This window comes from Actinoplanes sp. NPDC051343, from assembly GCF_044455125.1.
GTDB lineage: Bacteria > Actinomycetota > Actinomycetes > Mycobacteriales > Micromonosporaceae > Actinoplanes.
Map to the genome: position 1 here is coordinate 95,614 of NZ_JBITEL010000022.1, position 20,360 is coordinate 115,973.

The 20,360-nt window shown below is 63.5% G+C and carries 14 protein-coding genes and 3 pseudogenes; 8 read left to right on the plus strand and 9 right to left on the minus strand.

Features of this window, described 5'->3' with window-relative positions; all coding sequences use genetic code 11:
- Window positions 1–288 precede the first annotated feature (288 nt).
- Window positions 289–999, plus strand: coding sequence for a transposase (locus ACIA5C_RS45060; RefSeq protein WP_396066777.1), 711 nt, complete (start codon window positions 289–291; stop codon window positions 997–999).
- On the opposite strand, the gene ACIA5C_RS45065 is transcribed toward ACIA5C_RS45060, so the two are convergent.
- The 5 genes and pseudogenes from ACIA5C_RS45065 to ACIA5C_RS45085 all read right to left on the minus strand — a co-directional run.
- Window positions 980–1,831, minus strand: a complete 852-nt coding sequence (locus tag ACIA5C_RS45065; RefSeq protein WP_396066779.1) for a MerR family transcriptional regulator — start codon at window positions 1,829–1,831, stop codon at window positions 980–982. The genes ACIA5C_RS45060 and ACIA5C_RS45065 overlap by 20 nt on opposite strands.
- Before the next feature lie 407 nt (window positions 1,832–2,238).
- Window positions 2,239–2,928: a hemerythrin domain-containing protein gene (locus ACIA5C_RS45070; RefSeq protein ID WP_396066781.1), complete on the minus strand. Its 690-nt coding sequence runs from the start codon at window positions 2,926–2,928 to the stop codon at window positions 2,239–2,241.
- A gap of 343 nt (window positions 2,929–3,271) precedes the next feature.
- Window positions 3,272–4,273, minus strand: a complete 1,002-nt coding sequence (locus ACIA5C_RS45075) for an alpha/beta hydrolase (protein WP_396066783.1) — start codon at window positions 4,271–4,273, stop codon at window positions 3,272–3,274.
- 977 nt (window positions 4,274–5,250) lie between these two features.
- A complete protein-coding gene (locus tag ACIA5C_RS45080; protein ID WP_396066825.1) occupies window positions 5,251–5,967 on the minus strand; it encodes a PLP-dependent aminotransferase family protein in 717 nt (238 codons plus the stop codon).
- A 159-nt stretch (window positions 5,968–6,126) separates the two neighbouring features.
- Window positions 6,127–6,312: pseudogene (locus ACIA5C_RS45085) on the minus strand (GntR family transcriptional regulator); the annotation flags it as partial.
- On the opposite strand from ACIA5C_RS45085, the gene ACIA5C_RS45090 reads away from it, so the two are divergent.
- Window positions 6,311–7,306: a PLP-dependent cysteine synthase family protein gene (locus ACIA5C_RS45090; RefSeq protein WP_396066785.1), complete on the plus strand. Its 996-nt coding sequence runs from the start codon at window positions 6,311–6,313 to the stop codon at window positions 7,304–7,306. The pseudogene ACIA5C_RS45085 and the gene ACIA5C_RS45090 overlap by 2 nt on opposite strands.
- 1,540 nt (window positions 7,307–8,846) lie before the next feature.
- On the opposite strand, the gene ACIA5C_RS45095 is transcribed toward ACIA5C_RS45090, so the two are convergent.
- Together ACIA5C_RS45095 and ACIA5C_RS45100 are read right to left on the minus strand one after the other, a co-directional pair.
- Window positions 8,847–10,064, minus strand: coding sequence for a cytochrome P450 (locus tag ACIA5C_RS45095; protein ID WP_396066787.1), 1,218 nt, complete (start codon window positions 10,062–10,064; stop codon window positions 8,847–8,849).
- Between the two features lie 63 nt (window positions 10,065–10,127).
- A pseudogene (locus ACIA5C_RS45100) lies at window positions 10,128–10,526 on the minus strand (hypothetical protein); the annotation flags it as partial.
- Between the two features lie 2,360 nt (window positions 10,527–12,886).
- On the opposite strand from ACIA5C_RS45100, the gene ACIA5C_RS45105 reads away from it, so the two are divergent.
- On the plus strand, window positions 12,887–13,474 hold the full coding sequence (locus ACIA5C_RS45105) for a VOC family protein (protein ID WP_396066789.1): 588 nt from the start codon (window positions 12,887–12,889) through the stop codon (window positions 13,472–13,474).
- Window positions 13,475–13,546: 72 nt separating this feature from the next.
- Here the strand turns inward: ACIA5C_RS45105 and ACIA5C_RS45110 are convergent, their stop codons facing one another.
- Window positions 13,547–14,446, minus strand: coding sequence for a PfkB family carbohydrate kinase (locus tag ACIA5C_RS45110; RefSeq protein WP_396066791.1), 900 nt, complete (start codon window positions 14,444–14,446; stop codon window positions 13,547–13,549).
- Window positions 14,447–14,801: 355 nt separating this feature from the next.
- Between ACIA5C_RS45110 and ACIA5C_RS45115 the strand changes: the two genes are divergently transcribed.
- The 3 genes from ACIA5C_RS45115 to ACIA5C_RS45125 all read left to right on the plus strand — a co-directional run bounded on the left by ACIA5C_RS45115 (window position 14,802) and on the right by ACIA5C_RS45125 (window position 16,799).
- A complete protein-coding gene (locus ACIA5C_RS45115) occupies window positions 14,802–15,773 on the plus strand; it encodes a zinc-binding alcohol dehydrogenase (RefSeq protein ID WP_396066827.1) in 972 nt (323 codons plus the stop codon).
- A 12-nt stretch (window positions 15,774–15,785) separates the two neighbouring features.
- Complete coding sequence (locus ACIA5C_RS45120; RefSeq protein WP_396066793.1) at window positions 15,786–16,184, plus strand: 6-pyruvoyl trahydropterin synthase family protein; 399 nt, start codon at window positions 15,786–15,788, stop codon at window positions 16,182–16,184.
- A 426-nt stretch (window positions 16,185–16,610) separates the two neighbouring features.
- Window positions 16,611–16,799 (plus strand): hypothetical protein, encoded by a 189-nt coding sequence (locus ACIA5C_RS45125; protein ID WP_396066795.1) that lies wholly within the window; start codon window positions 16,611–16,613, stop codon window positions 16,797–16,799.
- A 353-nt stretch (window positions 16,800–17,152) separates the two neighbouring features.
- Here the strand turns inward: ACIA5C_RS45125 and ACIA5C_RS45130 are convergent, their stop codons facing one another.
- The gene (locus ACIA5C_RS45130; protein ID WP_396066797.1) at window positions 17,153–18,004 is read right to left on the minus strand and encodes a hypothetical protein; all 852 of its coding nucleotides are present in this window, start codon (window positions 18,002–18,004) and stop codon (window positions 17,153–17,155) included.
- Window positions 18,005–18,301: 297 nt separating this feature from the next.
- Here ACIA5C_RS45130 and ACIA5C_RS45135 point away from each other — a divergent pair, with 297 nt between their 5' ends.
- Both ACIA5C_RS45135 and ACIA5C_RS45140 read left to right on the plus strand, forming a co-directional pair.
- Entirely contained in the window at window positions 18,302–19,534 is a 1,233-nt protein-coding gene (locus ACIA5C_RS45135) for a cytochrome c biogenesis protein/redoxin (protein WP_396066799.1), read from the plus strand.
- A gap of 128 nt (window positions 19,535–19,662) precedes the next feature.
- A pseudogene (locus ACIA5C_RS45140) lies at window positions 19,663–20,232 on the plus strand (transposase family protein); the annotation flags it as partial.
- Window positions 20,233–20,360 lie beyond the last annotated feature (128 nt).

Below are 20,360 nucleotides of genomic sequence, written 5' to 3' on the forward strand. Positions count from 1 at the left end.
CGGCGGGCTGCGTGTCCGCGGTGTAGCCGCCGGTCGAGCAGGGACTGCTGGCACCTCGCACCCGTCAGCGTTATCGGCAGGTCCAGTAACTACTCGCGCAAGGTGCCACCATCCGGGCGATCGCCCGCGAACTCGGCCTGGCCCGCGGAACCGTGCGCCGGTTCACCCGCGGAGCGGCGTTGACGCACTGCTCGCGAAGCCCCATCCCGGACGTCCGTGCGTCCTGGACCAACACGCCGATTTCCTGCGCCAACGCCTGGCCGGTGGCGTCACCAACGCCGTCACGTTGTGCGCCGAGCTCCGCGAGCGTGGCTACCGAGGCAGCGCAACGACCCTCCGCACTTACCTGCGGCCGCTGCGGGCCGCAGTCGGCCGACTACCGGCGCTACGACGGCCACCGAAGACCCGCCAGCTGACCAGCTGGCTGCTCACCGACCGGACCGGCTCGCCGACGACGACCGCGACCAACTTGCACGAGCGCGTGCCACCTGCCCGCACCTCGACGCCCTGGCCGCCCACGTCGCGGCATTCGCCGAGATCTTGACCGCCCGGCAAGGACAGCGGCTCAACGGCTGGATCACCGCGGTCGAAGCCGACGACCAGCCCGACCTGCGATCCTTCACCGCCGGCTTGCGCCGTGACCACGACGCCGTCGTCAACGGGCTGACCATGACCTATAGCTCAGGCGTAGTCGAAGGACACGTCAATCGCATCAAGATGATCAAACGCCAGATGTACGGTCGCGCCAACCTCGACCTGCTCCGCCTGTTTCAGCAGTTCCGAGACGGTGGCCGGCGGCGGGGCTCGGTCCGCGTCGTGGCCGATGGACATCACGCCGCCGTAGTCGTTCACCCATCGTCCTTGCGGGAACCTCCGTTCGCCGGTACCTCACCGAAGGCGGCGAACCGGTACGACGCGGCCACAGCTGGCCGCCGTGACCGCCATCGTCATGTCACCGCACGCTTCGGCGCCAATTCGCCTAGTTTTCGGTGGGCGTGACGGGTATTTGCAGCTCGGTGATCCACTTGTCAAACTCGTAAGGCGGGCATTCGAGGAAGATTTCTCGGGGGAAGCCCGGTTCGGTCGGCCGGTAGCCGTTGTCGTCGATCCAGCTGGCAAGCTTCTGCACAGTGCCCATGGCCTGCATCATGTTGCCTTCGTGAAGTAATGTTGCTGCCGGTCCGAGTGGCGGTAGGTCCACGACGTCGAAGCCGAGGCTGTAGGGGTCGACTTCGGTTGCGATGGGGAATGCCGCGTGCACTGCAACGGTCTCATCGCCTGGCTCGGTCGGCGCAGGTTCGTAGTAGGCCATTGGCGCCCCAGCTATGAAGACGCCGTGCTCCCGCATCAGGTCCAGTAGTCGCGGGTAAAGCGGACTTAGATTTTCCTCAATCGATGCAGTGTCCTCGTAGCTTGCTGCTGTGCCTGAGAGCCGAGCAACTCGCAAAGCCGGTACGTGTTTGACGATGACGTCGCCGGTATCCATGTGGCCTTCGATTTCGATCAGGCGCAGACGAGCGTCGACCTGGGTGAGGCGGGCTGCATCGGCTTCGACCTGGGTGGCTAGCTCGGATCGCCGTAGCCGCAGCATGCCGCGCAGCTCGGACGGCTCGATCTTGTCCTCGATCATCGACTTGACCTGCTGGAGGGTGAAGCCGAGGTCCTTGAGGGCGATCACCCGGTTGAGTACGCGCAGCTGGGCCGCGGTGTAGTAGCGGTAGCCGCTGTGCGGGTCGACGTGGGCGGGGCGGATCAGGCCGATGGCGTCGTAGTGGCGCAGCATCCGTACCGACACCCGGCCGAGGCCGGCGAAGTCTCCGATAGTAAACATAATGCTCTTACTATGGGGTCTGACGCTGTGTGAGAGTCAACTTGTTGAACAACCCCGAAGTACTAGTCAGTGAGGGCGCGGTCGCTGGTCATGGCGCACGCTTGCTGTGGCTAACCAGGCCCCGGACCATGGATTTGCCGCCCCGTTGCCTCCATCTCCGCTCGGCGCATTCGTCCCAGACGTTCACCGTTGATCACGAAACGAGGAAAGCGGCGGGGCTTTGGCCCCGGTGGTGACCGCGCGGCGTGGGCCACGGTGCAAGTGCTCCGCTGTATCAAGACTGGCGAAGGTGGGCGCAGCGAGACGCCAAGGGAGAACCGATCGCCGCTGCTGACGTATTCCAGCGTCTCATGCTCTGCCCCGGTAGTCGGCCGGCTCGCTTTTGTCGGCGAGCCGGCCGGGTTGATTCACCTGGAGAAGTGCGGTGGAGTCGGCGTGCCGTGGATGGCTTGAGCGTGCTTGGCGTAGCGCCGCCGCGCGATGCGGGAGAAGAACGGCCAGATCAGGGCAGGAACGTTTGTCTTCATCATGCTCTGTGTGACGTCGTCGGCGTCGTAGAGCATCATGCCGAATACCAGCGGCAGCTGCGCCTTGGGAATGGTCGCCGCTTCGCCGCGGACGATGCCCTTCCACTCGGCGTCGGTGAGGTAGCGGTCGATGAGTGGCAGGACTTCCGCTTCCTCAAGGTCGAGGTGCTCAGTCAGTGGGCCGAGCAGATCTTCACACACCTTAGCGAGCGCACGGCCGTCGTCGACGTTGGCCGTGACGACCCAACGTTGCGTTCTGGCCTTGATGTTCTCGAGCGCCTGGTCGAGACCGGCGTGTTGCTCCTCCATGATCTCTACGAGTTCCTGCACCTGTCCGGGACAGCGTTCACGCAGCCGTGGCCAGACGCCGGCGTCCTCGCCGTGGTGGTGGTGATGCAACAGGTCCACGAGGAACTCGGCATGCGCGCCGACGGTGGCAGCTTGTGCCGTGTCGCCGGCTACCACCCGCCGGATGGCAGCGGGCAACGCGGCGAACTCACGCCGGAAGTTCACATGTGCCCCGATCATGTCACGACTGTCAGCCAGGACTGTCGTCGTCGTGTTTCCCATCAAAATCCCTTCGTCGGATTATTCATGTGTAAAATTGTTGTCTGAGGGTGGACATAGTTGTTTTCGATTGCTGCTCGCCAGTAATTCGTGACGTCGATCGTCTGCTCCTGCGGTGACGATTCAGCGTGATCGGCCTTGTCATGCCCACAGACGCGGTTTGAATACGAAGAGTAAAGCAGAACACCCTTCTTGAGCGTCGTGCGGCAATACGCCGTCCGAGCTCTGCAATGTTCCGTTGTTGACACTCCGAACGCTCTGTCGCAAAGGCGAGAGCCTGGCTCGATAGGGCGAGGCAGAGGGAAATAGTTGCTCAGGATGGCCTTGTGGGATTCGGCGGACCAAATCAGAGATGATCGGCATCAATGATGGCCTGGGTGAAAGCCTGAGGGGCTTCCTGAGGCACGTTGTGCCCGATGCCTCTCAGCTCGCGATGGTGGTAAGGGTCTATGAACAACTTGCGATAAGCGTGACCGTCAATGTTGTCACCGTCGAATTCGCTGCCGATGGTGATCGTGGGTCTGCCGATCGGTGGCTCTGCCTGTAGGATCTGTTCAAGGTGGTCGTGTTGCCGTTCACCGTCGGCTAGGCCGAGCATCCAGCGATAGTTGTGGACGACGATGGCGACGTGATCCGGATTGTTGAAGGCCTGGGCGGATCTCTGGTACGTGGCGTCGCTGAACTTCCACATCGGTGAGGCAAGAGCCCACGTCAGCTTGTCGAACGCGTTGAGGTTAAGGGTGTACCCAGTCTTACCGCGTTCGGTGGCGAAGTGGAACTGATACCACCAGCCGTGTTCGGCTTCCGGCGTCAGGGGCGTCTGGTTGGCTGCCAAATTGTTGATCAGGTAGCCGCTGACCAAGACGTTCGCCGTGACCCGCTGCGGCCAGAGGATGTTGAAGCAGGTTGCGGTCCGGCCGCCCCAGTCGTAGCCGCCTAAGACGGCCTGGTCGATGTCCAACGCGTCCATGAATCCTAGTAGGTCGGATGCTGTGGCGGCCTGCTGGCCGTTGCGCATGGTGGCGGCAGACCGGAATGAGGTGTTGCCGAAGCCGCGAAGGTAGGGCGCGAGTACCCGGTATCCCTGCGCTGCTAGGCGTGGGGCGACATCAACATAGCTGTGAATGTCGTAGGGCCATCCGTGTAAAAGGATGCACGGCCGACCGCGCCTGGGGCCAAGCTCGGCGTAGCCGACGTTCAATGGGCCGGCCTTCACCTGTTTGATGGCGGCGGACCCGAAACGTGGACGGCTGGTGCTGTTGGCTGCTGATGCAGCCATCCCGTTCAGTAGCGGACCAGCGGCCGCAGCCCCTGCGACGGCTGCGCTGAACTCTCTCCTGCTGATCATCGAGTTCGCTCCTGAGTGGTGTGTCGAGACACCGGCGTGGCCGGTCGGCTGGCGGTAAGTGCGGCATGTCTGAGTCGCGCCGATTGAGCGATTCTCTGACACGACGGAGCCCAGCCGATTCAGGTTCTTAACGGTGGCGACATTCACAACTGAACGGGGTTCGTCCGCAGGGTGGACAGCCTCGGAGTATGAGGACTGGCAACCTGCACTATGCGGCACACCGCAGTGCTTGCTGCGGCGCCCGCTGGGCGAGGTCCGGCGACGCGTACCTTTGAGCGCCCCGATTGTTTGTGCTCACCGCTGGCTTCCGTTCATGTCAGCCGCGCAACGAAAGGACGCAAAGCACCCGGTGCAGGGGGCAAGCGCTTGCCGCCCCGGGGAGCCGTTCTGCGCCGGTGGACCTTTGCCGGACGGCGAGCAGCCCAGTGCTGCGGCACGGGTGGTTAAACCGGTACCATGACGCATGAAGATTCAGAGTACCGCTATCGAAACGACGTCAGTAGCGCTTGTAGTCGCCCGCCCTCGCGAATCTGAAACCCCCGCCACGGCGGAGTCACACGGTCGTTCCTTGCGGCAGGTGAGGCCCCACCAGGACTGGTGACGTTTCTCGCACGTCAGGAGCGCTCGGAAAGAACGCTGGCCAGTCGGCGAACGCCCTCGGTGATCTCGGCAGGTCCAGCGGTGTCTGCGAAGCTGACGCGAAGGTGCGCAGCTTGGGCCTCAGCGGCAAAGAAGGGCCGCCCGGCAGACACGGCAACGCCGGCGTGTAGGGCGGCTGTGGTGAGCACGGTCTCGTCGGTACCTTCCGGCAGGCGGAGCCACAGTTGGTAGCCGCCTGCCGGTGGGCGCATGACAAGCGACGGCAGACTCGTGCGCACAGCATCGACCATCGTCTCGCGACGTTCGCGCAGTGCGGCTGAGGTCAAGCGCAGGTGTCGCGGCCAGGCGGGGTCGCTGACGAAGTCGAGGGTTGCCTCTTACAATGGGCGGGAGACGAAGAAACTGGTCACGACTTGGATGGCCCGCAGACGCTCCATGACTGGGCCGCGGGCGATCAGTGCAGCGACGCGCAAGCTCGGTGAGTTGGGCTTGGTCAGGGAATTGATGTGTACGACCACGCCAAACGGATCATCGGCTATGAGCGGTGCTGCGACCGGTCCTCCGTGCCCGAGGTGGCGAGCGTAGTCGTCCTCGATGATGAAGGCACCTGCGTTGTGCGAGATCTCCATGATCTGCCGGCGCCGCTCTGCGGCGAGGACGGCGCCGGTCGGGTTGTGGAACAGCGGCTGGCAGTAGAAAGCTCGGGCGTTGGTGGCTGCGAAGGCTTCCTCGAGTAGATCGGCGCGGACACCGTCATCGTCGGTCGGTACCGGAATGGGACGGATCCCGCTGGCACGGGCTGCGGCCAGGGCTCCGGGATAGGTCGGCGATTCGACGAGCAGGGGAGCGCCAGGCGCGACCAATGCGTGCAACGCGGTATTCAAAGCGGCCTGTCCGCCAGCCGTGATCAGCGCATTCGCGGCCGTCAGGCCCTCGCCGGCTTGCCTGGCGAACCAGGACCGTAAGGTCGTCACCCCTTCTAAAGGCGGCCGTTCCCAGGCGCCGGGGCGTCGTGCGGCCCTGCCGAGAGCGGAACCGAGGGCCCTATCCGGTTGCAAAGACGGATGCAGATAGCCGCCGTTGAACGCGATCACTCCAGCCAGTGGTACAGCAAGAGCTGCGACGACCTCAGCGGCGTCGACTACCCGGGGCGCGGGCTCGGATTGTTGCTCGTCAGCTGTAAGGGCGATCTGCTGCCAAGATGTGTCAATCGTTGGGCGGTTTTTACCGCTATCGGCTCGGTATGCGCCAGCACCGGGTCGGGTAACGACTAGCCCTTCGGCAGCCAGCGCGGCAAGCGCCTGTGAGACCGTGACCGGACTCACGCCAAAGCGCTCGACCAGAGCTCGGCTGGAAGGCAGCCTCTCGCCTGAGACATAGCGGTCGAATTCCCGTCGAAGAGTGTCGGTTAAGGACTTCGAGCTGCTACCATTCCTCATGAGCTATGATGATAGCGCTATGGGTTCTGCCGTCCTGGGCTCGGCAATCGACGTCATCGGCGCCACACCGATGGTGCGGCTCTCCCGCTTGACCCACGGTCTCGCTGGCTCGATCGTCGCGAAGCTCGAATACCTCAACCCGGGCGGTTCCAAGGAAGATCGGGTAGCGAAGCGCATCATCGAAGATGCCGAGATTCTAGGCCGCCTCGCGCCTGGCCAAGCCGTCGTTGAATCGACTAGTGGGAACATGGGTGCGAGCCTCGCCATCGCCTGCGCACTGACCGGTCATCCGTTTACTGCCGTACTCTCCAAAGGCAGCTCGGCCGAACCTGTTCGGATGATCGCTGCGCTCGGTGCCGAAGTCGTGCTCGTCGATCAGGCGCCTGAATCGGTGCCCGGCTGTATCTCCGGCGCTGACATGGTCCGAGTTGAGGTGGAGGCCGAGCGGATCGCCCAGCAACGGCAGGCCTTCCGCTCGGATCAATTCGCGAACCTCAGCAACGTAGACTCCCACTACCGTGGTACCGCCCAAGAGATCTGGGTACAAACAGGCGGCCGTATCGACGCTTACGTGGATTTCGTCGGGACAGGAGGCTGCCTTGCCGGCGTCACGCGAGCACTGAAGGAGCGTCAGGCGTCGATCAAATGCTTCGCCGTGGAACCGGCAGGCGCGGCGGTGTTAGCGGGCCGCCCGGTGACCAAACCGAACCATCCCATCCAGGGGGGTGGTTTCTCGCGCGCGGATCTTGCGCACCTGCGCGACATTCCCGTTGACGGCTACGTCCAGGTCACGGAGGAGGAAGTTAGGGCAACCGCCCGCCTGCTTGCCGCGCGAGAAGGCATCTTCGCCGGCCTCTCAGCGGGCGCCAACGTCGCTGCGGCTCTACATCTGCTGGAAGGGGATCTAAAGGGAGCAACAGTCCTGGCTATCATTCCTGACTCCGGTCTGAAATATCTCTCCACTGACCTGTGGGAGTATCCGAAGGTCAGCTAGCGTGCACAGGGGCAGCCATCGCAGATTCTCCAGATTGTCTAGATCACGAAGGAGGAAGCGCGATTTCCGCCGAACGGAGTTCAAGATTTACGGGCGATGGTAAAGCCTTCTCCGAGGTCCTGACGGCCGCCGAGGTCGACTTCGTCTGCAGTACCGAGTACGGCGTGCGCAGCTACAGACGAACCAAACGCTAATGGCTACCGGCCTCGCGGCGGAGACACCTGCGCCGGCGCCGTGGAGTTGACGATTCCGAGATTGCGTGCGGCAGCTACTTTCCGGATCGGCTCCTGCAGCGGCCCCGTCGCGGCGAACAAGGCCCCCATCTCGGTCGTCGCGACGAGCTGTCCGCTCGGGTCTCGACACAGTGGGTGGCGAAACTGGTCGAACAACTCGAGACCAAGTAGCTGTCCACGCGCCAGGTCGTCTCCGATGTTCAGCGTGGACAAGTCTCGCCGGATCGGAGTCGCCCCGCACCGGCTGGCAGCGCTGCGGGACCTATAGCTGTGCGACCTGCTCGCCAAGAGGCTCAAGAGCGCAGCGTTGGGTTGCCACCCTGGGCCGCGCGGACTTTGATCAGCCCTACAACGCAGTAATCGAAACCCAGCTCAACGGAGTGCTCGACACGATCGCCGAGAAAGTTGGTCGCGCCCAGCACCTCGACGATGCCCAGATCTGGTCAAAAAACCCACAAGAATAACAAGCAATCCAGCGGCGCGCCCACGGCGTCTGGATCTCCCGACGCGCTGGGATCATCCGCCCGGCTGGCGCGGCGCTTGTCGAACAGGCCGACGAACGGTTGAAGGTCGCCGTTACATGGGTCTGGACCTGCTCCGCAAAGCCCGTCTGATGGACGAAATCCCGGCCGGAGTTCTTTGAGAACTGTGACCCCTGGGCAAGCGGCAAAATGCGCCTAACTGCAGTCCGCCGATCGCAAGGCAATATCCGGTCGCGGCGACATCCAGGGCGACACCGAGGGCTGGGGGACTGGACGCAAGATCGTTGATGAGCGCGACTGCGCTGGCAAGATTGGCGGTTGCCGTCACGACGCCGCCAATCCCGACCCTTCTCAAGGATGCCAGGAAGAAGGCGATGAAAAGGTAGGCGACGTTCGCTGCGCCTATCAAATACAGGTCAGAGGCCGACACGGCGAGAGTCCTGGCGAGGGATCGAGCGGCTATGAGCAACGCAATGCCGGACACCATGATGATGACGCCGTCCAATCGGATCGCGAACCGCAGTAACGGATCCGGGCGGGACAACCTGCTCCTTAGGGTCATGAGGCTCCTTCATCGCCGATGCGATCCATCGATACTGACCTAACCAATGGGCCGTATACAGAGGCCGTACGGGGTCGCCTGCTGGCAGTCGTCAGAAACCGTGATCCGAGACGGGGCTGAGGCACACGACCAGCTGCACGCGAAGTTCCCCGATCTCCTGCACAGGCGGCCTCGCCGAATCATGTGCCAGCGGCGCAGGCCAGCGGAAACCGGGTACCCGGCTGCGAGCTGTCGAGAACCGATGACCGCAGTGATTCCTGCTTCTATACCCACGTCTTCTGTCCAGCCAGACGGACTCGCAGGGCAGCGATCCCGTTGAACAACACCGACGGGCTCCGCGACAGATTCTGATCGTCGGTCAACTCCAGATCAGGGAGCGAACCGATCAGGTCGCGGAAGGCGATCCGGCCCTCCATACGAGCCAACGGGGCGCCGAGGCAATGGTGAATACCATGCCCGAATGCCAGGTGGGCAGGAACCTCACGATGGACATCGAAGCCGACGGATTGGCCGCTATTGCTCGTGTCGAGGCTGGCAGCCAACGGCGACACAACGACGACATCACCGACCAGGATCGCTTGCCCACCCAGCTGGAAGTTCTCGACGGCTACCGCTGGGAAGGTCGACTGAACAGGACCGTCATAGCGCAGGATCTCCTCCACCGCGCCGGTCAACCGCTCCGGGTCGGTGCGTAGCACGCCGAGCTGCTCCGGATGGTGGAGCAGGAGTAGCAAGCCATTGGCGATCATGCTTTCCGTGGTCTCATGGCCGGCGACCATGAGGAGAAACACCATTGAGGTGAGCTCGTCTGGGCTCAGCCGGTCATCGCCGTCCTGCGCCGCGACGAGCGAAGACACCAAGTCGTCGCCCGGCTGCCGCCGCTTCTCAGCGATCAAGCCGCGAACATAATCCACCAACGTAGTGCCGGCACGCCCATACTTGTTGACTGGAGCTGCGGCGCCCTGCGTAACCGTGGCGAAGAGTTGACCGAGAGCCTTCTCATCCGCTGCGGGGATCCCCAGTAGAACGCACAGGACCCTGAACGAAAAGGGATATGCGTACCCGGTGACGATGTCCACCGTCTCGCCGGCATGCAAGGACGTCAATGTCATGTCGATCAGGTGCGCGGAAATTTTCTCAACGGTGGGCTCTAGCTGCTCGACACGCCGACGAGTGAAGGCCGCCGCCACCAGCTTGCGCAGGCGAGTGTGTCCCGGTGGGTTCTGCAGAAGCATGTGCTGGCGCGTCGCGGCAGCCAGCTCGGGCAGTTCCTCAACATATGCGCCACCGCCCGTTCCCCGTACCAACCGACGGTCAATAAGCGCGGCGCGAGCTTCGGTATGCCCAGTGACCAACCACGCCCCCGCGCCGCTGGGTAGTGTCACGCGGTGCACAGGTCCGCTGGCGGCGAGGTCGAGTAACAATCTGCGTCGCATCCCCTCCGGGGCAGCGGTGAATACTTCGCGGCTGTGCGACATCATGCCTCCGAGTCTCTTTCTGCAACGACGCGTCCGAAGCAGCCCAGGTTCGAGGTGTGGGTCTAGTCACGGCGACACCCATAGGCGGACCTTTACCGGGACACGACCGCGGAGTCCTGGGTTTGCAGGTACGGCTACGGCAATTGGCAGAGCAGGTAGCCGCGACATTGTTGGTGACTCAGGCGTCCTCGCTACCGGCGTCCGTGTCACCAGCGGGCCCGTCCTCCTCGCAGCCAGGGCGAGGGATCGGGGATGACAATGCCGGGAACAACGGCTGGCCTTCGTCAGCCGTGACGGGAAGCGCTCGGCGACCTCTAGAGCGTGCGGGCGTTGCCAGGCGGTAGAGTTGTTGCAGTCCCGTAGCCGTCGCCGGCACGTCATGCCGCAGCCGAAGCCGAGTTTGTGGGGGAGCCATTCCCAGCGGATGTCGGTGAACAGGACGAACAAGATGCCGCACAGGACTTCGCGGTCATCGACGGGTCAGCGACCAGGGCCCGAAGAAGGGGGCTGCTTAGGGATCAGCGGCTCGATCCGGACCTAGAGGTCGTCATCGACCAGCCACGGCTGGGGGTCACCCTTCCTGGCGGCCGCAGTTGTTGTGGATGCTGCAGCTGACCATGCTGACGCCCTCGGCCCTTGGTGGATCCCTTCAATGAGTTGCGTAGTTCGCGTGGGATTCGCCAAGAGCCGTCGACGGCGGACATGAGATACGGGTGGACGCGAAGCCGGAGAACGTGCCCGCGCCGCAGAGAGATCACCAAAGGTGTGGTCCCCGTCACCAGCATGAACCTGTGTCGTGCGGACCCGTTGTAGTCCGTGAGGGACAAGAGGCCGGTGGCTGGTGGGGCAGCTCTATGGAGCACAGTGAGACGTATCTGCCATGCGGTCCGGTGGACGTATGCCGGTCGAGATTGAGCGATGCGCCGCAATTGCTTGGACGCCTGGGCTGCTGAAAGAGGGACCGGATGTCCCAGCAGATCCGAAAAGGAGGTGTCCATCAACCGGGTCCTGTTCTTACGCCAGGCGCGGCCGCGTACCTTTAGCGGAGAAACGATCAGTACCTGAACCATGCGTCCCGTCGGTTCGTAGGTAACTGCGGGATGCTCAATCGGGCCTGGACCGCCTTGCGCCCAGCGCTGGCGGAAGGGCGTGGAGAAGACCGCGACGTACGCTAACGGCCCGCGCAGGCCGTCAGGGGCTTGCATCACCCGCCGGGTCGGCAAGAAGCAGCGGGTGAGGGTATCCAAGCCACGGCGGTTTGACGAAGCCTCCTCCAACATTAAGGAGTTTCATGGGTTCTCTACGGATGGCACCGCTGACGCTCATCGCGGCGTTCGGGCTGGCGTTCACATCGCAATGCGGCGCCGAGAGCACGATCGGGGACGCGGCAACGGCAACTGTCCCCTACGGGGGTCCCGATCCCGCGCCGACTGGCCCGCCACAGTGGCTGGACGCACGCGACTCCACCGAACCCTCCAGCCGGCGCGGCACCGGCCGATTGGGCAAGCAGGCAGCCTGATAGCGGCAGCTCGGCTTAAAAACAGCGCAGATCGGCTTGAGGTCCGATAGCGGCGCAATCTGAACTCTGCCGAAGCCGGTCAATACAGTTAGCCGCAGACTGGGCCAGCGGACGCGTTGGCGGGACGGGTTACCTCCGCTGACGGCTAGACTGCCAGCTGGGGCGGAGGCATTCTTCCGAGGATCATAGTCCTCATGGTCGAGCAGTACGATTGACGTCCGAGAGCCGTTCTGGTGCCGGCTACAGGAAGGCGCTTGCGTTCAGCGACCCGTGCGGCTCAACAGATGAGTCCGCCTGCCTGCCAACTCTGCCATCCGCAGGGCGAAGGTTGGTAGCCCCAATGGCTGGGGTTCAGGCAGCTCTGTCTTTCTTCGTTGCCACATTGCCTCGTTTCGGCCTTATCGTCTTGCCTCTTAAGCGATACCCAGAGCCGCTGTGGTCAGCATCGCTGCCTTGACGGACCGCTGTGCAGCCGCCGGCTGCCGGAACAGAGGGCGGCAGATCTGTTGCCGTTACGTGATAGCAACTCACGCTCCGCGGGGCGCGGATGGTGCGTGCGGCTTCCGCTACACACGCCTTTCAGGGCCTCACTCTTGCGGGACGCAGAGATGTGTGGCGACGGTTACGGCATCGGTGGACATCCCGTCGAGGAATGCCTCCGGGAGAAGAGTCGCAGTCTGGCGTGGCGTTTTCGCCACGGGTCACCGAGCCGCCTTTTGATCGTCCAGGATCACAAAATCGCTGTCGTCTTGCCGGAGCAGATGCCAGCCCATTGATCGACCTGCCGCGCCGGCCCCAATCACAACCGTCTTCATGAGGTGCGGTTCCACCATATAAGGCTGGGTCCTTGGCTATCTCGGTCGTGCAGCCGACGCCACCCATCGCCAGCAGCGATGCGCAGGCGGCGTTCCTGTCGCGACTCGGGGGATTCGCCCGTTCTCGAATGACCGCTGGCTATCCAGGTCACTTGCTCGGACCCGTTGCCTGCACAACGGCTGGCAAAGCCGCATGGTTCGTTTGGTGATCGCATCAACTTAGCGGTGGCCAGACACCGCGGTGCCAAACTGCTGCAAACCAAGGCGATCGCATGTCGTGCGCTTTTCGGTATAGCCCGAAGCGTAACTGCCGCGGGCACGGGCCGCGCGGCCTTGATGCCGCCGAGACGGGGACGCTCTGCGGATTGGGGCGACGCCGCTCGGTTGACCCGGGCACCCGCCTAGGCCCGACCAGGGTGTGTCCCTGGCTCGATCGGGGGCCCAAAACCACATGCTGAGAGCGAACACATCCGAGGAGAAGAGGAGCTGCGATGCGGGAGATGGATATGAAGCTGGAAGTGGTCGTCATCTCGGTGTCCGACGTGCGACGCGCCACCGATTTTTACCAGCGGCTGGGCTGGCGGAAAGACGTTACGCCGCCGGGGGTTGTCCAGTTCACACCGAGCGGATCATGGTGCTCGGTGCAGTTCGGTACCGGACTTAGCGAGGCCGTGCCAGGCTCCGCAAAGCAATACTTAGTCGTGTCGGACCTGGTGGCGAGCCGGGACGCCCTTATTGCTGCTGGCGTGGAGGTCAACGAGATCTTTCATGTTACGCCCGACGGCCCTGTCGGGGGGCTCGATCCGGAGCGGCGCAGCTATCGCTCGCGTGCGTCTTTCACCGACCCCGACGGCAACTTGTGGCTGCTTCAGGAGGTCACAACCCGCCTACCGGGAAGAGTCGACTCTTCCCTTGTCAATTCGTTCGGCTCGACCGGCGACCTGGAGGCGGCGCTACGCCGGGCCGCGACAGCACACGGCGAACACGAAAGGCTGACCGGAGAACCCGACCTCAACTGGCCGGGCTGGATTGCAGCCTACATAGTTGCTGAGCAGGCCGGCACTGAATTGCCTCTCTGAGCTGGCATCCTGGGCGACAGGGGCGCCCCTTTCGAGCAGGCGCAAAGCACTCGAGGTCTGATACATCGCGTTCTACCTTACGAATCTCTGTGTTGGTGATAGCGGAGGAAGCAGTGCTCCGCTGTGTTGGGCCGCTAGGCCGCCGGCGCGTACCGCCACGGCGACCGCTTCTTCGAGGTCGCTGCCACGAGTCATTGAGAGCACGAGTGCGCCGAGGAAGGCGTCACCGGCACCAGTGGTGTCGACCACTTCGACGGCGTCGGCAACAACGGCGCCGATACCAGTTCCCCGACTGTAGAAGGCGCCTCGAGCACCAGCCGTTACGACGACCGCACGAGGGCCTAGCTTCTGGAGCTCAGCTACCGCCTCGGCGGCCTCGACATGCTCGGCGCCCAGCACCGCCGCGGCCTCCTCCTCATTGACAATGTAGAGGTCCAACTCGCCGAGGAGTTGTCGGTCGATTTCGGGATGTGGTTCGAGGTTACCGACGAGCAATCGCGGTCGAGGGGCTTGGAGCACGCTGTGGACCACGTCGGGCGCCAAGTCCAACTGCGTCACCATTGCGGACGGCGCAGGCCCGGCGAGCACCTGGGCAACGTCAGCTGGTGTCAGTTCGGTCTCGGGCGAGAGAGCCATACAGACGTATGACTCGCCGTCCGGCGTTACTGCGATGATGGCGGCGCCCGTGGTGGCGTTCGCGATGAGTCGGAACCCGGCGGTGTCAACTCCTGCCTCACTCAGCGCGCCGGCCAGAAGGTGGCCCCAGACGTCACCGCCTACGTTGGCGACGAGCCGTGCCACACCGCCGAGCCGGGCGACGGTAACGGCTTGATTGAGGGCCTTGCCCCCGGCGGTAGTGGTCAGTGGCGAGCCGAACGCGGCTCGACCGGCTGACGGCAGGCGTCGGACATGGATAACGAGATCGACGTTTGCTCGTCCCAGTACGGTGACGACGTCTTGCTGCTTGCCCAACCTTTCCCGCCTTTGTTCTTTGACTGTCCCGGCCGAGGGCTGGCTCGATCAGAGTGGATCCTCGCTATTTGATCATGAGCCGTTGCTTGTCGTCGGAGCTCTCGTCGATCAGTGACCTCGAGGGCGACGCCGAACAGGTTGCGGTGGTGACAGAGTCTGCAGCGCGGTGCAAGCCGCCTGACGGTGGGTGCGCCGCCTTGCGAGGAAGATAGCCGCTGTGCACCGTTGCGCGGAGCGCCACGGTGCGACGACTGCTGAGCCTGGCGACTCGTCCCCGTTCTCTGCGGTCGATCGGTGAACTTCGGCTGTGTCGGTGCCGTTGTCTGAACGTCAGATACGAGCGGAGGACACTTTCTTGTCGGAGCAGATACGCGCATTTTGGCTTGCTGAGCCCGGCCGTGGGGAGATCCGTACCGAGGAGCTACCCGCCCGACAAACCGGTGATGTCTTTGTTCGGACTCTGCACACCGGTGTGAGCCGGGGCACGGAGACGCTGGTGTTCAACGGTCGTGTGCCGGTGGCTCAGCACCAGTTGATGCGTGCCCCCTTTCAGGACGGGGACTTCCCGGCCCCTGTGAAGTACGGGTATCTCAACGTCGGGTTGGTTGAGGCCGGACCTGCCGAGTTGATCGGACGTACGGTCTTCTCGCTCGTTCCTCATCAGAGCGCCTATGTCGTGCCCGCTGCTGCTGTGACAGTCGTTCCGGCCGGTGTACCGGCTCATCGTGCGGTGTTGGCCGGCACTGTAGAGACTGCTGTTAACGCGGTGTGGGACGCGATTCCCGCGGTTGGTGACAGGATCACCGTGATTGGTGCTGGCATGGTGGGCTGCGCGGTCGCTGGCGTCCTGGCAGGGCTGCCAGCGGCGCGCGTGCAGCTCGTCGACGTCAATCCTGACCGGGCGCGGACCGCGGCCGCGCTGGGTGTCGAGTTCGCGTTGCCGGACCAGGCCGACAGCGACCGGGACGTAGTCGTTCACGCTAGCGCCACGTCAAGCGGGCTTACCCGTGCGCTCGAGCTGGCCGGCAACGAGGCGACGATCGTGGAACTCAGCTGGTACGGCGATCGTCGGGTCGAGGTGCCGTTGGGCGAGTTCTTCCACTCCCGGCGCCTGCGGATCCAGGGAAGCCAGGTGGGTCAGGTGGCGCCGGCCCGCCGGCCCCGCCGGTCGTACGGCGATCGGATGCGTATCGCATTTGAACTGCTTAAGAGCGATCGATTTGAGGCGCTGATCACCGGTCATAGCGCGTTCGAAGAGCTTCCCGATGTCCTGAGTCGACTGGCCGGACAGGAAAGCAAGACCATCTGCAATGTCATCGACTACTGACAGGAGTACCCAATGTTCAGCATCACCGTGCGCGACCACTTCATGGTCGCCCACAGCTTCACGGGTGAGGTTTTCGGTCCCGCTCAGCGGCTGCATGGAGCCACCTTCGTCGTGGACGCTACGTTCCGGCGAACCGAGTTGGACGGCGACAACATCGTAATTGACATCGGCTTGGCCGGTGCGAAGTTGAAGTCGATCTGTGGTGCCCTCAGCTACCGCAACCTCGACGACGAACCGGATTTCAAAGGTGTCAACACCTCGACCGAGTACCTGGCGAAGGTGATCGCCGATCGACTGGCGCAGGCGATCACCGGAGGCGACATGGGCGCGAGTGCTGCCGAAATTACTGGGATCTCTATCACGCTGCGCGAGTCGCACATCGCCTGGGCTACGTACGAACGCACCCTCTGAGCCATCTTGTTAAGGTCGCCTGCGCTTGAACGGTGCGGGCGACCGACTGGCAGGCAAGGCGCTGCCACACTGCCGCTGCAGATGCGAGGCGATTGCACCGAGGGGCTTCGCCGCGGTCTGGACCCCGGAATCCACGGTCTCGCGGATGAAGAAAGTGTGCTAAGCGGCTCCCGCGAAGCATGTCCGGCGAATAAGCATGTGGGAACTTCTCGGCGCGGCAAGTAGCGAATTGCGGTTGAAAACCCGTATGGCTGGGTCATGCCCGTCACGGAGGCCTGGCCGGCCGCGGTGGCAGCGCAGCATTCGCGACTCAGCGGGCGGAATCGGTCAACCAGTCAACGCCCCCAGGGAGAATCCCTGGGTCGACAGGCCCCGACAGCGGTAACAATTAAGGGCAACGCTTGCCCGTTCGAGGGAGGTGTTGCGATGACCTGGAAGTCGTTCATAAATTGCGTGATCGCCGCTTTGGCGGATGCGGGGATGGCCGATGACTGGGGCTTGATTCCGACGTATCCGGGGTGGAGGGAAGAACCGACACCAGCCGTGTTCGATGCAGATGACGCGACCGTCCGCGAGATGTTCGACGACATCGTCGGTCGCCTTGACCAGGACTGAGTCATCCACTTGTCTGCGGCAACGAGGACGAGCGTAGTGCGGTCCAGCAGCACCGGAACCGGCTATTCTGATCAGGGAGGAACAACATGAGCACGTGGGGTCAGAGCAGCTGCGGCCTCCGAGTGCGACGGGTCCCACATGAGTGTCCGGGCTCAGCGGGTCACGTTATGAATGACTGGCGTTTTGTGAAAGCTGCTGCGATACGAGGTGGTTCTCAGGGTCTGCCTTCGGCCCGTCGCAACGTGATAGTTGCCTGGGCATCGGTGACCCGGCGTGTGGAGATAGCCAGCCCTCGTCGGCGAGGGTCCCAGTCATACGTCGCCGGCACCGGCTATTGCGTCCATGGCCTGGGGTCAGGTCGCTTTGATGGCCCCGGTGACTAACAGGCCAGCCACGAAAGCGATCGTGTAGTAGCGCAGGATTACCTGGGTTGGCCGCAGAATCAGCAAGGTGATCGCTGTCGCCGCGACGACGGCGACCACATAAAGGTCGAGGCCGATGTCCTCGAATGCCAGATTGGCGACCACACCGGCGGCCGAGATAAGGCCATTCACCAGCACCGAGATGTGGTCCGTGATCCCAAGCGGCCGCGGGTCAGGATATGTCGTCTGCGCCGCCATGACCACGATGGCCAGGATGATGAAGCCGGCGAAGAATAGCAGGTGCGAGAACGTGTCGTCGTGGAAGGCAATTATCCGGCACAGGTCGGCCGCCGTCGTGGGGCAGAACCGTTCATGTAGGTAATTCGTCGTTTCGTGGTCACCGTACCCGGCCGCATACAACCACGCACCGACGGCAAAGGCCGCGTCGAACACACGATCGGCGATCGCCCGTGCCGGCTGTAAACCCTGCCGTACTGCGCGCAACAGCAGGTAGGTGAGCACGACGCTGGCTAGCGATAGCAGGAGGTTCAGCAGATCAACCCACCGCAGGAATTGGTTGCTGGCGACGAAACCATCGGTGAGAGGGCTGAGCCTGTTGATCGACAGCAACACGATCAGTGTCGACTGGGCGGCCAGCAGAATCAGCAGCTGACGCTGGCGGGAGCGCGCGATGGCAAGCACAAACTCTATTAACGGGCGTCCCCTTCTGCGGTTCATGCCTGCGGTCCACCTCACATTGCGGGCGGCGGTCGCGCTCCTTGGCAGATCGCGGCGCACGTTGAAGCCTGTCGGCCTGTCGGTGAAGCACGGCAGAGCGCTCACGGCCAGAGGCGACCCAGGGGCAGGCCGATCTTTGCGTCGCCTCGAACGGCGTGGATGTGGTTAGTGCTGCGCTTCAGGCCTGGCACAGCGGGGTGATCCACGCGCCGCATTATGTGCCCAGGTGCGGACCGGATCGCCGGAGAAGGGGCAGGCCGGTTTCCCGCTTTCTTGTCCGGTGCGTGGCTGCTGCGTGACGACCGCTCGCCGCGCACAACGTGTATGTCCGATCACATCTCTGAGGGCAAGGCTTCTTCTATCCGTCGTATCAGAATTGAGGTGTGAAAGGAGATCCGCCCGGTGGATCTGACCCTGCTCCTAATTGGGCTTGTCGGCGGTGCAATCACCGGCTTGTCACCCTGCATTCTGCCAGTGTTACCGGTAATTTTCTTGTCTGGCAGCGGGCACCGTCGCCCGTACCTCGTTGTGGCAGGCCTGGTGGCCAGTTTCAGCCTGCTTACCTTAGCTGGAGCCGCAGTGCTGGCCGCACTGCCAGTCCCGTCGGGCACGATTCGTTGGGCCGGACTGGTCGCGTTGCTGCTTCTCGGGTTCGGCCTCATGGTGCCCCGCTTCGGCGAGTTCCTGCAGGCTCCGTTCACACGGATCCCGCAACGCAATGTCAACCCAGATCGAGGCGGCTTCCTGCTCGGGCTTGTGCTCGGCACGGTCTATGTGCCGTGTGCTGGGCCGGTGTTGGCCGCGATCACCGTGGCCGGTGCGAGCGGCACGATCGGATTCGGGACCATTGAACTAACCGCAGGATTCGCATCTGGCACCGCAGTGACCCTGTTGGTCTTCGCTTTGGCGGGTAAGGCGATCGGCAGCCGGGTCAAGGCCTTCCGGCGACGCCAGCGCCACATCAGGATCGTCTCCGGAATCGTGGTCGTCGCACTCGCCGTCGGCCTGGCCTTCGATGCCGTCGGCGCTGTACAACGCGCGGTACCCGACTACACCGCCGCCCTCAGTCACGAATTCCAACGGCTTGTAAGCACCGAGCCTTCGATCAGATCACAGGCCAGCCCGCAGCTCGCTGTGTGCGTGCAGCAAGCCTTGTACGGAGCGGTCGGCAGCGGCGATTGCGGGCCGGCGCCGGCATTTGCCGATGTCACTCAGTGGCTGAACACTCCGGCACATCAGCCGGTCGACCTCGCCTCGCTTCGCGGCAGAGTCGTGCTCGTCGACTTTTGGACGTTCGACTGCGTCAACTGCCAGAACGTCATTCCCCACGTCAACGACTGGTACCGCAAATACCGGGCAGCCGGATTCGAAGTAGTCGGTGTCCACACGCCCGAGTACGGGTTCGAACACGAGATCAGCGGCGTTGTAAACGCCATCACCCGCTTCGGCATCAACTACCCTGTTGCGGTGGACAACGGCTACGTCAACTGGTCGAAGTATGGGGTTGAAGCATGGCCCACGACGTATCTGATCGACAGCGCAGGTGACATTCGACATATCACGATCGGAGAGGGAGGCTACGACAAAACCGAAGGCCTGATCCGTTCGCTGCTTCCTAAACTTGCAAATCCTTAACATTGAGCCTTTTCCAGGCTGATCTTGCAGCTCAGGGCGGGTGCGGCGGACCCGGTGATCGATAGACGCGAGGCTCCAGATAGGACAGCTGTCGACCAGGACCCGAAGCCCCGACCGGGAGCCTCGCCATGCTGTCCCACCCCGCCACGATCCCGTTGTCCAGCCGAACCCTGAACCACCTCGCCGACCGCATCCGCGGCCACTGCAAGCAGCGCCGATCCCGGTGGCGACGCCTGGAACCCGCTCGGCAGGCCCTGCTCGCCCTGGCCCACCTGCGCAATGGTGACACCTACACCCGCCTGGCTGCCGGCTTCGAGATCGGGGTCGCCACGGCCTGGCGCTACGTCCAGAAAGCGATCGTCCTTCTCAGCTCGGCCGCCGACGACCTGGACAACGTCATGAAGCGCATCCGGCTGCTGGCGTACGCGATCCTGCACGGCACGCTGATCCCGATCGACCGCGTCGCCGATCAGAAGCCGTATTACTCCGGAAAGCACAAACGGTACGGCATAAACATGCAGGTCATTGCCGATGCCGCCGGCCGGCTCGTGTGGACGTCACCGGCCTTGCCCGGCTCGGCGCACGATCTGACCGCCGCCCGCACCCACGGCATCATCGAGGCCCTGACCAGCGCGGAGGTGATGACCTTCGCCGACAAGGGATACCAGGGAGCACGCGGCAGCGTCCGCACACCGTTCAATGATGGAGGATCGTGAAAAGGGATTCCCGTCACGTCTCCGAACAAGATGGCCTTCGCGTCCGTCGACCGAGAGGGGTGGGTACAACCGATACCGCGGTGGCTTTCGCATGTCGACCGTTGCCGGAT